General features: G+C 65.2%; 10 protein-coding genes. All 10 read left to right on the plus strand.

All coding sequences use genetic code 11. The features are described from left to right. The first annotated feature begins 35 nt into the window (after positions 1 to 35). The 10 genes from epsL to F1735_RS05455 all read left to right on the plus strand — a co-directional run bounded on the left by epsL (position 36) and on the right by F1735_RS05455 (position 12,980). The gene (gene epsL, locus F1735_RS05410) at positions 36 to 1,280 is read left to right on the plus strand and encodes an XrtB/PEP-CTERM-associated polysaccharide biosynthesis outer membrane protein EpsL (protein ID WP_229505637.1); all 1,245 of its coding nucleotides are present in this window, start codon (positions 36 to 38) and stop codon (positions 1,278 to 1,280) included. An 8-nt stretch (positions 1,281 to 1,288) separates the two neighbouring features. Continuing rightward, positions 1,289 to 2,671, plus strand: coding sequence for an undecaprenyl-phosphate glucose phosphotransferase (locus F1735_RS05415; RefSeq protein WP_166890637.1), 1,383 nt, complete (start codon positions 1,289 to 1,291; stop codon positions 2,669 to 2,671). A 244-nt stretch (positions 2,672 to 2,915) separates the two neighbouring features. Continuing rightward, the gene (locus F1735_RS05420; protein WP_308626712.1) at positions 2,916 to 3,902 is read left to right on the plus strand and encodes an EpsD family peptidyl-prolyl cis-trans isomerase; all 987 of its coding nucleotides are present in this window, start codon (positions 2,916 to 2,918) and stop codon (positions 3,900 to 3,902) included. 50 nt (positions 3,903 to 3,952) lie between these two features. Continuing rightward, on the plus strand, positions 3,953 to 4,741 hold the full coding sequence (gene epsE / locus F1735_RS05425) for a polysaccharide export protein EpsE (protein WP_167235971.1): 789 nt from the start codon (positions 3,953 to 3,955) through the stop codon (positions 4,739 to 4,741). A 54-nt stretch (positions 4,742 to 4,795) separates the two neighbouring features. Beyond that, positions 4,796 to 6,202, plus strand: coding sequence for a chain length determinant protein EpsF (gene epsF, locus F1735_RS05430; protein WP_167235972.1), 1,407 nt, complete (start codon positions 4,796 to 4,798; stop codon positions 6,200 to 6,202). A gap of 34 nt (positions 6,203 to 6,236) precedes the next feature. Beyond that, positions 6,237 to 7,115: a chain length determinant protein tyrosine kinase EpsG gene (gene epsG / locus F1735_RS05435; RefSeq protein WP_167235973.1), complete on the plus strand. Its 879-nt coding sequence runs from the start codon at positions 6,237 to 6,239 to the stop codon at positions 7,113 to 7,115. Beyond that, positions 7,112 to 8,719 carry an exosortase B gene (xrtB, locus tag F1735_RS05440; RefSeq protein ID WP_167235974.1) on the plus strand — a complete coding sequence of 536 codons (1,608 nt, stop codon included), beginning with the start codon at positions 7,112 to 7,114 and terminating at the stop codon, positions 8,717 to 8,719. Before epsG ends, xrtB begins: the two co-directional genes overlap by 4 nt. Positions 8,720 to 8,750: 31 nt before the next feature. After that, positions 8,751 to 10,268 carry an O-antigen ligase family protein gene (locus F1735_RS05445; protein WP_167235975.1) on the plus strand — a complete coding sequence of 506 codons (1,518 nt, stop codon included), beginning with the start codon at positions 8,751 to 8,753 and terminating at the stop codon, positions 10,266 to 10,268. Positions 10,269 to 10,282: 14 nt separating this feature from the next. Next, positions 10,283 to 11,434, plus strand: a complete 1,152-nt coding sequence (locus F1735_RS05450) for a glycosyltransferase family 4 protein (protein ID WP_167235976.1) — start codon at positions 10,283 to 10,285, stop codon at positions 11,432 to 11,434. Between the two features lie 61 nt (positions 11,435 to 11,495). Continuing rightward, entirely contained in the window at positions 11,496 to 12,980 is a 1,485-nt protein-coding gene (locus F1735_RS05455; protein ID WP_167235977.1) for a lipopolysaccharide biosynthesis protein, read from the plus strand. Positions 12,981 to 12,991 lie beyond the last annotated feature (11 nt).

Raw genomic sequence — 12,991 nt, forward strand, 5'->3', positions numbered from 1 at the left:
CGCCAATTCGACATGCCTTGAACAAAGACTAACAAATGCCTTCACCCTTGCCATCCTCTCAGCACCGTCCGCGCGTCGCCCCGCGCGCTGCGTCGCGCGCCCTGGCGCTGGCCCTCGCCGTGGGCGCCGTCGCCGCCAGCCCGGCCTGGGCCGGGCCGTCCGATGCGCTGCACGTCTACGGCGGCCTCGGCTATTCTTACGACGACAACCTGTTCCGTTTAAGCGACGAGGCGCCCGGTTACGACAGCCAGCGCAGCGATTCCTCGCGCCAGAGCGTGGTCGGGGTCTTGTTCGATAAAACCTACAGCCGCCAGCGCATCCAGGCCCAGGGCAAGCTGTCGAAGGTGGCTTTTTCGCATTTCAAGCAACTCGACTACGACGGCAAGGATTTCCAGGGCACCTGGAACTGGCAGCTGGCCAACCATCTCGAGGGCAGCCTGGGCGCAACCTATGCCCAGACCCTGGCGCCGTACACCGATTTCCAGAGCCGCGAGCGCAACTTGCGGGTGCAGCGGCGCCAGTTTGGCGACGCCGCCTGGCGCATGCACCCGAGCTGGCGCGTGCGCGGGGCCGCCTCGCGCGACAAGTATACCTATGAGCTGAGCGCGCAGCGCTACAACGACCGCACCGAAGACGCGCTCGAAGCGGGCGTCGACTATCTGCCGCGCAGCGGCAGCACGGCCGGCCTGGTCGTGCGCCGCCTCTCCGGCAAGTATTTGAACGAGCGCATCCTGGGCGGCGTGCTGCGCGACGACGATTACGAGCAGGATGAACTGAAGGCGCGCATCGTCTGGCGCGCCACCCCGACCACCACGGTGCAGACGCTGGCCGGCTACGCCAGGCGCAAGAATGCCCAGTCCGGCCCGCGCGACGTCAGCGGTTTTAACGGGAGGGTCACGGCCAGCTTCAATCCGCGCCAGAAACTGCGCCTCAATAGCGCCGTCTGGCGCGAGTTTTCCGCCATCGAGAACTATTTCTATACGTTCAGCCTGAACCGCGGCGCCAGCGCCGGCGCCAGTTGGGACGCCAGCGCCAAGGTGCGCGTGGACGCCAACATGAGCCTGGAGCAGCGCTCCTACGAAGGACGGCTGCTCGATAATTCGCCGGAAGACCTGAGCGACACACTGCGCCAGGCGAGCGTGGGCGCGAGCTGGTCGCCCCTGCAAACAGTGCAATTTTCTACCTCTTTCATCCACCAGGAGCGCAGCGGCGCGCAGTTCCTCGGTAATGGAAGTTTCAAGGCGAACACAGTTTCGGTGAACGCCAATGCGCAGTTCTAAAGGTGCCCATGACGGTCAATGACATCCCCTTAATTTCGTTTTTCCAGCGCGTGCTCGATCCCCTGATCATCATGGGGACCCTGTATGTATCGTCGATGTACTTCCATGAACCGTTCACGGGGTATTCGCTGGTATTGATGATTCTCGCGTTCTTCGTGTCCTCGGCCGTCTACCAGCACGTCGACCCTTACCGCACCTGGCGCAGCGGGCGCATGGTCGCCTATGTGCGCGACACCGTGTTCGGCTGGGTGCTGACCGTGTGCGTGCTGCTGTTTCTCGGTTCGGCCAGCGGCTTGTCGGGTTATTACGACAAGCAAGTGGTGCTGGCCTGGTTCGTCGCCACCCCGCTGGTGATGCTGGTCAGCCACCTGGCGGTGCGGCGCGTCTCCGTCGGTCCCGGCAACAATACCGAGATGCGCTCGGTGGTGGTGATCGGCGCCAACGACGTCGGCATCAAGTTCGCCGGCATCTGCGAGCGCCACAAGAACCTGTTCATGCGCGTGTACGGCTTTTTCGACGACCGCACCGAAGACCGCCATCCGGCCAACCTCGGTCATCCGATGCTGGGCAAGATGGCCGATATCGCCGCCTATGTGCGCGAACATAACATCAAGATGATCTTTATCAGCCAGCCGATTTCGGCCCAGCCGCGCATCCGCAAGCTGCTCGACGAGCTGCAGGACACCACGGCCTCGGTCTACTTCCTGCCCGATATCTATATCTTCGACCTGATGCAGGCGCGCTTCGACAACGTCGGCGGCATGCCCGTGATCGCCATCTGCGAAACCCCGTTCATGGGCTTGAACAGCATGATCAAGCGCAGCAGCGATATCGTGCTCGGCCTGGTCATCCAGTTGATGTTGCTGCCGATCATGCTGGTGATCGCCGCCGCCGTCAAATTCACCTCGCCCGGACCGGTGATCTTCCGCCAGCGCCGCTACGGCCTGTACGGCGAAGAAATCATCGTCTACAAGTTCCGCTCGATGACGGTGACCGAGAATGGCGACACCGTGGTGCAGGCGCGCAAGGGCGACCAGCGCATCACCCGGGTCGGCGCCTTCTTGCGCAAGAGTTCGCTCGACGAGTTGCCCCAGTTCTTTAATGTCTTGCAGGGGCGCATGAGCATCGTCGGGCCGCGCCCGCACGCGGTGGCGCACAATGAGCAGTACCGCAAACTGATCAAGGGCTACATGCTGCGCCACAAGGTCAAGCCCGGCATCACCGGCTGGGCCCAGGTGAACGGCATGCGCGGCGAGACCGAAACGCTGGACAAGATGGAGGCGCGGATCCAGTACGATCTCGACTACCTGCGCAGCTGGTCGCTCTGGCTCGACCTGTGGATCATCGTCAAAACGGTGAAAGTGGTGTTCAGCCGCGAGAACGCGCACTGAGTTTGTTGCAGGGGCGGATTAGGGGAGGCTTAAGCCTCTGCCGCAGTGCAGCAAAGTTGTTTCGCTGTCATCGCTAACGCGTTAAAATGAAGCCGTGCAAGGGTGCTCCGGAACAGTCCGGCGGCATGATGCGGGGCGGAATAACGGCGCCATTTAAACGCATCGATTTGCCGATATGTGTAATAATCCCGGCAATGTCGTTGTGTATTAATCAAGCTTTATAACAAAAAAATCGAGGACCAAATTGAACAACTCCACCCTGGCCATGTCGCCCCCTTCACACAAACGTTTGCTGTGCGCCGCCCTGATGGTTGCGCTGGCCGGACTGGCCGGCTGCGGCAATAAAGACAGCAAACCCAAAGTGGGGCAAGCGCTGGTCAGCGTCAATGGAGAAGAGATCACCGAAATGCAGCTGAGCGAGGAGCTGATGCTGGCCAACGTGCCGCCGGCCCAGCAGACCGACGCCAGCAAGAAGCTGGTCGAAGCCCTGATCGACCGCCAGTTGCTGCAAAACGAAGCGGCCAAAGACAAGACCGACCGCGACCCCAAAGTGGTGCAGGCGATCGAACGGGCCAAGGCCCTGATCATCGCCCAGGCCTACATGCAGAAAAAAGTCGGCAGCGTGGCCCGTCCGACCCCCGCGGAAGTGAATGCTTACTACACCCAGAACCCGGATTTCTTTGCCAACCGCAAGCAGTTCGACATGAAGCAACTGGTCATCCAGTCCAAGGACCTGAGCGAGGAAGTCAAGACCGTGGCCGAGCACGCCAAGTCGCTGGACGACGTCGCCGCCTGGTTCGACGCCAACAAGGTCAAGTACATGCGCACCCAGGCTTCGCGCACCACCTCCGACCTGGCCCCGGACATGTCGGCCAAGCTGAAAAGCATGCCGAAGAACCAGCTGTTTATCGTCAAGGAAGGCGAGCGCAGCATGCTGGTCTCGATCGTCGACGTGCGCGACAACCCGGCCACGCTCGAGGTGGCGGCGCCGCAGATCGAGAAATTCCTGTTCAACAAGCGTACCAAGGACGCCGCCGATGCCGAGCTCAAACGCTTGCGCACGGCCGCCAAGATCGATTACCTGAAGGCCCCGACCCTGGCCGCCGCGCCAGCCGCTCCGGTCGCCGCGACGCCAGCGCCAGCGGCCGTCGCGCCAGCCCCGGCCGAGCCAGCGGCAACGCCGGCCTCCGACGATGCGGCCACCGCGCGCGGCGTGGCCGGCCTGAAATAAGCGGCCCGGCCGCGATTCCGACAACTGAAACTGATGAGAAGGTGACTTAGATGAAAACACTGGTACACGGCCTGATGGCTTTTCTGGCGACACTGACAATGGGCGCGGCCATGGCGGCCGACTTGCCGCTCGGACCGGGCGACGTGCTCAAGGTCTCCGTCTACGGCAGCCCCGACCTGACCCTGGAAACCCGGGTCAGCGAAGGCGGCAATATCAGTTATCCGCTGATCGGCCAGGTGCCGGTGGCCGGCCTGTCGGCCGCCGCTGCGGAAAAAAAGATCGCTTCCATGCTGGAAGCGGGCAACTTCGTCAAGAAGCCGCAAGTCAACGTCATCGTCACCGCCGTGCAGAGCCAGCAGGTCGCGGTGCTGGGCCAGGTTAACCGTCCCGGCCGTTACCCGATCGAAGGCAAGCGCAGCCTGATCGACTTGCTGGCCATGGCCGGCGGCATCAACGGCGAAGGCGGCGACCGTCTCAGCCTGATCCGCACCCGCGACGGCAAGACCACGCGCGAAGAGATCGATGTCATCGAGATGGTCCGCAACGGCCAGCTGAACAAGGATTACGTTTTGTCCGGCAACGACGTCCTGTACGTCGAGCGCGCACCCAAGTTCTATATCTACGGCGAAGTCCAGCGCCCGGGCGCGTTCCGCCTCGAGCGTTCGATGACCGTGGTGCAAGCCCTGTCGGCCGGCGGCGGCCTGTCCATGCGCGGCACCGAACGCGGCCTGGTGATCAAGCGCCGCGATGCGGATGGCAAGATCCGCCTGATCGACGCCAAGCAGGACGACCTGCTGCAAGTGGACGATGTCGTCTTCGTCAAGGAAAGCTGGTTCTGATTTCCCGGCCCGGGCTCCCGCTCCTGGCCGCCGCACCACATTGAGAGTTGCTAAATGAATTTATCCCAGTTCCTGCTGATCTTGTATGCGCGCAAGTACATCATCCTGGCGACCTTGCTCGTCACCGTCACGCTGACCCTGATGGTCAGCCTGTCGATGCCCAAGACTTACCAGTCCACGGCGTCGGTGCTGCTCAATTACAAGGGCGTCGATCCGCTGACCGGGATTGCCATGCCGAGCCAGCTGTTGCCGGGCTATATGGCGACCCAGATCGACATCATCAGCAGCAAGAACGTGGCCGGGCGCGTGGTCGACCAGCTGAAAATGGCGGAAAACCCGACCGTGGTCGAGCAGTTCAAGAAAGCCACCGGCGGTCGCGGCACCGTGCGCGACTGGCTGGCCGACCTGCTGCTGCACAAGCTCGACGTGGTCCCCTCGCGCGAAAGCAGCGTGGTCGAAATCAATTTCAAGGGCGCCGATCCGCAATTCGTGGCGTCCGTGGCGAATGCCTTCGCCGAGGAATACCAGAAGCTGAGCATCGAGCTGAAGGTCGAACCGATGAAAAAGGCGGCTGCCTACTTCAACGAGCAGACCAAAATGCTGCGCGGTAACGTGGAAGCGGCCCAGAGCCGCCTCTCCAAGTACCAGCAAGACAATGGCATCGTCAGCGTCGACAACCGTCTCGACGTCGAATCGAACCGCCTCAACGACCTGTCGGCGCAGCTGGTCGCGGCCCAGGGCCAGGCCATGGAAGCCAATTCGCGCCAGGGCATGGCGCAGGGCGCGCGCGGCGCCGATTCGCCCGATGTGGCTTCCAATCCGCTGGTCCAGAACCTCAAGGTGCAACTGGCCGGCGCCGAATCGCGCCTGGCCGAAGCCGGCCAGCGCCTCGGTGTGAACCATCCGCAATACCTGAGCATCAAGGCTGAAGTCGACAAGATCAACGCCAACCTGTCTTCCCAGCAGCGTTCGGCCTCCAGCAGCGTCGGCAACAACGCCGCCATCCTGCAGCAACGCGAAGGCGCGGTGCGCGCGGCGCTGGCGGCCCAGAAGGCCAAAGTGCTGGAACTGAACCGCAGCCGCGATGAACTCGGCGTGCTGGTCAAGGATGTCGAGAGCGCCCAGCGCGCCTTCGACGCCACCTCGCAGCGCTTCTCGCAAACCCGCATCGAAGGCGCTTCCGAGCAGTCCGATATCGCCGTGCTCAATCCGGCCACCGCGCCGCTGGGCGCCAGCGGTCCGCGCGTGATGCTCAATACCATGCTGTCCGCCTTCCTGGGCGTGATGCTGGGCCTGGGCTTTGCCCTGCTGACCGAAATGATCGACCGCCGCGTGCGCTCCGAAACCGATATGGCCGAAGTGCTGCAGATGCCGGTGCTCGGCGTGATCGACTGGGCCGCGTCCAAGCGCCGCTACAGTGCGATCAATTCGCTGCTGCCCCGCCGCCTGCGCCTGGGCTAGCCCGCCCGCGCCCGAACCAACAATAGGAAATACCATGACGCAGACCGAGCTTTCCCTGGCCGCCTCCGAGAAATTGAAACGCGCCGATTCGAGCATCGGCGGCTTGCTGCTCGAATCGGGCAAGATCACCCCCGAAAACGCCGAGCGCGTGCTGCGCATGCAGAAGGAGCTCGGGATCCGCTTCGGCGAGGCCGCCCAGCGCCTGGGCCTGATCAACGAAGCCGACATCCAGCAAGTGCTGGCGCGCCAGTTCGACTATCCCTACCTGCAGCCGGGCGAGGGCAGTTATTCGCCGCACCTGGTGGCCGCCTACGATCCCTTCAGCCCGCAGGTCGAAACCCTGCGCGCCGTGCGCAGCCAGCTGATGCTGCGCTGGTTCGCGCGCGGGCGCAAGTCGCTCACCGTGGTCGGCATCGACCGCGGCGACGGCGCCAGCCTGTTCGCGGCCAACCTCGCGGTGGTGTTTTCGCAATTGGGCGAGCACACCCTGCTGGTCGACGCCAACCTGCGCAAACCGGCCCAGCACACCATCTTTAACATTCCCGGCAAGCAGGGCTTGTCCGACGTGCTGGCCGGGCGCGCGGAGCTCGACGTCACCGCGCATATCGGCTCCTTCGTCGACCTGTCGGTGCTGGGCGCCGGCACCTTGCCGCCGAATCCCCAGGAACTGCTCAGCCGCAGCAACTTCGCCGGCCTGAACGCCCAGCTCGAATCGAAATACGACGTCACCCTGTACGACGTGGCCGCCAGCCAGACCGGCCTGGACGCCCTGGTGCTGGCCGCCCGCACCGGCGGCGTGCTGATCGTCGCGCGCAAGAACAAGACCCACATGGGCGACGTCAACGCCCTGGCCGAACAGGTGGCCCAGAACGGCGCCGTGGTGGTCGGGTCGGTGCTGGTGGACTTCAAATGAGCACGCAGGCCAAGTCGAACATGCCGGCCGGCCTGTCCGGCAACGGCGCGCTGCCGTCCTGGGCGCCGCTCGCGCTCGGCCTGCTGCTGCTGTATGTGCCGAGCTTTTACGACATGTTTACCGGCCTGTGGGCGACCGAAGAGCAGGCGCACGGCCCGATCATCCTCGGCATCGCGCATTGGCTGCTGTACCGCAACTGGGGCCAGATGCTGGCCGTCAGCGAAGGCGAACGCAGCAGTCCGCTGGGCTGGCCGCTGCTGGTGCTGTCGGTGTTGGTCTACTTCATCGGGCGCTCGCAAGGCATCGCCATCTTCGAGATCGGTTCCTACCTCGGCACCCTGATGGCGCTCATCCTGCTCATGCGCGGCACGCGCGCCCTGCGCGCCCAGTGGTTCCCGTTCTTCTTCATGCTGTTCATGCTGCCGCTGCCCGGTTCCCTGGTCGACATGCTGACCATGCCCATGAAAACCGCCGTTTCCTGGGTGGTCGGCAACGTGCTGTACTGGGTCGGCTATCCGATTTCGCGCAGCGGCGTGATCCTCCAGATCGGCCAGTACAAGCTGCTCGTGGCCGACGCCTGCGCCGGCCTGCACACGCTGTTTACGCTCGAAGCGCTGGGCCTGCTGTACCTGAATGTGGTGCGCCACAATTCGCTGTTCCGCAACGTCACCCTGGCGATCCTGATCGTGCCGATCTCCTTCATGTCGAATGTGATCCGGGTCATGGTGCTCACGCTCATTACCTACCACCTGGGCGACGCGGCCGGGCAGGGCTTCCTGCACGGCTTCGCCGGCATGGTGCTGTTCGTCTCGGCGCTGCTCCTGATCATCGCCACCGATTCGCTGCTGCGCTTCGGCGCGTCCGACAAGGAAGCGCTGCCCCTGTTCGCCAGCGAAGCCGGGCCGCCGGCCCTGTCGGCCAACTACGGCCCGCTGCGCATGGCGATTCCGGCCGCGCTGCTGATGGGCGCGGCCCTGCTGGCGACAATCGCCATCAAGCCGCAGAAAATGCTGTCCGACAGCCTGCCCGCGATCATGCTCGATACGAGCGTCCCGGCCGCCTTCGGCGACTGGAAGATCGATCCCGACGCCGTGGCCATGGTGCCCTCGTCCGTGCAGCAGGAAAAAGTGGCGGCCATCTACAGCCAGACCCTCTCGCGCACCTACATCAACAGCCGCGGCCAGCGCGTGATGCTGACCATCGCCTACGGCTCCAACCAGACCCAGTCGATGCGCGCGCACCGCCAGGAAGTCTGCTACGCGGCCCAGGGTTTCCAGATCCGCGACCTGCACAATGAAAACCTGGTGTTCGACGGCTTGCCGGTGCCCGTCACGCGCATGGTGGCCAGCCATGGTCCGCGCAACGAACCGGTCACGTACTGGTTCACCATGGGCAGCAGCGTGGTGCGCAGCTACCTCGACCGCCAGATCGTGCAGCTCAAGTACGCCCTGTCCGATTACATTCCCGACGGCTACCTGTTCCGCGTCTCGTCCATCGAGACCGACGACCAGGCTGCGTTTGCCGTCCAGGATGCCTTTGTCAACGACCTGATGAAGCACCTTGCGCCATCCGTGCGCGCCAAGCTGATCGGCGCTCCTGCGTGATGCGCGGCGGATCGAACGCACAGGGGCCGGCATGATCGAGCACCCGGTTCCCCAGTCGCGCCGCTACAAGGGCGGCAGCAAGTGGACGGCGCTGGTCGGCATCGTTGCGCTGCTGCTGCTCGCGGCCCTGTTCGGGGCCGCCGTGCCGACCCTGGGCGTGCTGGTGCCGGCGGCCGTGATCATGTGCGCCCTCAGCTTGTGGGTCATGCTCGATTTCCGGGTCGGGGTGGCCGCCGCCATCGTCATCATGCCGCTCTCGGCGCTGGCCTTCTTTCCGCACGAAATGCTGGGCATCCGCGGTCTCAATCCGCTCAACATGATCTTGTTCCTGACCATCGTCTCCTACGTCGTCCATGCCGGACTGCGGCGCTGGCACGATCCGCTCGCGCCGATGCGCCTGCTCGCCTGGTATGTGCTGCCGATCGGCATCGCCTGCGTGGTCGGCATGTCCAACGTCAACCTGATTCCGCCGCGCTTCGAAGCCGAACGCCTGATCCAGTACCACGACGGCTTCGGCTATCTGCGCGACATGTTCATCAAGCCGCAATTCCTGGTGCTGCTGGCGTTGATGGTGGGGCTGTCGGTGCGCCACAGCAAAAAGCCGGAAAAATTCCTGTACCTGATGCTCATGTCCGGCTGGACATTCTGCGCCCTGGTGGGCTGGCGCCTGCTGATCTCGGGCATGTCGCTGCGCCAGCTGGCCTCGCCCCTGGCGCGCGACTTCCTGGGCACCCTCGGCATGCACGCCAACGAGATGAGCTTGTTGTTGAACATGCTGTACGCGGTGACCCTGTTCTCGCTGCGCGGGGCCGGCGACGCCCAGCGCCGCCTGCTGTTCGTTTCTTCCGTGGTGTTCGCCGTGTGCGTGCTGATGACCTTCTCGCGCGGCGGCTTCGTCGGCTTCATCCTGGTCAACCTGATTTACTTCTGGAAGCGCATCAGCGTCAAGACCGTCATCATCGGCGTGATCGTGGCCGGCTGCATCGGCCCGCTGGTGATCGAACCGATCCTCGAACGCGCCCTGACCGGGGTCGGCAACGGCGACCGCGGCGCCGTCACCGCCGGCCGCCTGGACGGCATCTGGCTGCCGCTGCTGCCGTATGTGCTGGAAGAGCCGGTGTTGCCGAAAGGCGTGCGCTCGCTCTTGTGGAGCCCGCCCGTGCGCCTGAACAAGATGCTGCCGGTGGCGCAGACCCACAGCGCCTGGCTGGGCGGCCTGATGGACCTGGGCCTGGTCGGCTTCGGCTTCGTGCTGGCCTTCCTGCTGTTCGTGCGGCGCGAATTCTTGCGCCTGTCGCGCGAGCATGCCAGCCCCAGCCTGCAAGGCATGTTCGCCGGCGGCGCCGTGATGATTCCCGTGTGGTTCATCCAGGGCTTTACCGACGATATGTTCACCCCCACATTTTCGCAATCGTATTTCTGGATCATGCTTGGCATCCTGATGGGTTGCGGCGGCGTGTACCGCCTGAAGGACAGGAACCGGCATCGGGAACCGGCGCCCTGGCACGACAAGCCCTTTGACCTACGGAAAGACGAGCTGGCAACGTGACGGATATCAACTCAATGCAGCGCGACTCGGTACACGGTCATGCAGCACAGCGCACATCGGCGCGCATCTGCATGCTGAACTATAACGCCTGGGGCGTCATTGCCGACCTGGATGGAAAAAACGTCCACATCGGCGGCGAAGAAGTGCAGCACGCGCTGATGTCTCGCTACCTGGCGCGCAGCGGCCACCAGGTCACCTCGCTGGTGGGCGACTTTGGCCAGCAGGCGGTCGAGCAGGTCGGCGGCGTGACCGTGCGCAAGACCTTCGCCCTCGATGCCGGCGTGCCCGGCCTGCGCTTTTTCGCGCCGCGCCTGACCGCCACCTGGGCCGGCCTGAAGGCGGCCGCCGCCGACGTGTATTACGTCAGCTGTGCGGGCGCCAGCGTTGGCATCGTCGCCGCCTTTTGCCAGCGCCACGGGCGCCGCCTGGTGTTCCGCATCGCCTCCGACGCCGATTGCGCGCCCGATACATTGATGCTCTCGAACGCGCGCGACCGCGCCCTGTATCACTATGGCCTGCGCCGTGCCGACGCGATCCTGGCGCAAACCGACAAGCAAGCCGCGTTGCTGCTGAAAAACTATGGCTTGCATGCCGAAGTGGCCGGCATGTTTTCCGACCTGCCCGAGACCGTCCTCGCGCCCGCCGAGCGGGCCACCGACCTGCTGTGGCTGGCCAATATGCGCTCGATGAAGCGTCCCGAGTGGTTCATCGACATGGTGCGCGAGCTGCCCGAACTGGTCTGCGAGATGGCCGGCGGCGCCAATCCGGCCGAGCTCGATCTGTACGTGCGCACCGAACGGGGCAGCCGCGCCTTGCCCAATCTGCGCTTCCACGGCCAGGTCAAGTTCGGCACCACGCGCAGCCTGTTCGCGCGCACCCGCATTTTTGTGAACACCTCGTCCTTCGAGGGCTTTCCCAACACCTATCTGCAAGCCTGGGCCAATGGCGTCCCGGTGGTCGCCACGTTCGACCCGGACGGCATCATCGCCCGCCTGGGCCTGGGCGTGGCGGTGACCGACGTCGCCGGCGCCGTCGCGGCGGCGCGCGCGCTGCTGGCCGATCCGCCCGAGCTGGCCGCCTGCAGCGCGCGTTGCCGCGCCTACGCCATCACGCGTCTCGCGCCCGAGACCGTCTCCGCCCCCTACCTGTCGGCGCTGCTCGCATGAACCTGCAACACGGCCAGCACGCGCGCATAGCGATGAGCGCGCTGCCCAGCGGGCGCGTGCGATGACCGGCGCCAGCCTGAAACGCGGCGCGATCACCCTGACCGCCGCCAACATGCTCGACTTCGGCCTGCAATTTTTGATGCCGATCGCGCTGGTGCGCCTGCTGCCGACCTCCGCCTTTGCTGATTACCGCCTGGCCTGGCTGGCGATCGGCACGGCCATGGCGATCGCGCCCTTCGCGCTGCCGCGCAGTCTGTTTTACTTCCTGCCGCGCCATGAAGGGCAGGCGCGCGCGCCGTATGTACACCAGACCCTGCTGTTGCTGTTGCTCAGCGGCGCCTGCGCCGGGCTGGCGCTGGGGCCGTGGAATCCGCTGCTGCCGGCCAGCCTGCGCGCCATGCACAGCGCGGCCTGGTTCATGCCGGCCTTCCTCACCCTGTGGGTGGCGGCCAGCCTGATCGAATTCCTGCCCAATGCGCGCGGCGACGTGGCCGGCCAGGCCAGGATGATCCTGGTGCTGGCCATCCTGCGCGTGGTGATGGTGGCCGCCGCCGCCTGGTCCGGGCGCGCCGACGTGGTGTTCGGGGCCCTGGTGGCCTACGCCGCCATCAAGGTGGTGCTGGTGCTGCTGCATATCGGGCGCCACTACGGCTGGCGCGTCTTTCCGTTGCAAATGCCGGTGCTGCGCACCCAGCTGGTCTATTGCGTGCCGTTCGGCCTGGCGTCGGCCCTGTTCCTGCTGCGCGGCCAGGCCGACCAGTGGGTCGCGGCCGCCATGTTCCCGGCCGCCGCCTTCGCCGCCTTCTCGATCGGCGCCGTCATCATGCCGGTGGTGGCCCTGGTGCGCAACAGCGTCAGCAACGCCATCGCGCCGCGCCTGTCCGCGCTCGAATCGAACAAGGACCAGGACGGCATGCTGCGCCTGAACCAGCGCGCCAACCTGGCCAGCGCCTTCGTGCTGCTGCCGACCCTGATGCTCACGGCCGTGCTGGCCGTGCATATCGTGACCGTGGTCTACACCGACAAATACCTGCTCGCCGCCGACGTCATGCGCATCAATTGCCTGGCCCTGTTGGGCGTGGCGGTCGAGGTCAGCACGCTCACGGTGGTGCTCAACCAGGGCCGCTTCCTGCTGGCCGCCGACGCCTGCCTGCTGTTCGTCAGCCTGGCCGCCGGCATCAGCGGCGCGCTGCTGTTCGGCGTGCCCGGCGCCGCGCTCGGCAATGTGGTGACCCTGGCCGCCGGCAACGCCTTCAGCTTCTGGCGCGTCTCGCGCGTGACCGGGGTGCCGCTGCGCCGCCTGCAACAGTGGGGCGCGCTGCTGCGCATCCTGGCCGCCTGCGTTGGCGCCGGCGCGCTGGCCGCGCTGCTCGATGCGGCCAACCTGGTGCGCGCGCCGCTGCTCGAAGCGGTGCTGATCGGCGCCGCCTTCGCCGTGTCCTATGTCGCCCTGCTCAAGCTGGCCGGCGCGCTGCCCGAGGCGCGCGCCCTGTTCCTGCCCCAGGCGCCGGCCGTATCGCCCGCATCGCCAACTCAACACGATTAACCATTCCAGGA

It is taken from the genome of Massilia genomosp. 1, assembly GCF_011682185.1.
In the GTDB taxonomy this organism is placed as follows: domain Bacteria; phylum Pseudomonadota; class Gammaproteobacteria; order Burkholderiales; family Burkholderiaceae_D; genus Telluria_A; species Telluria_A rubra.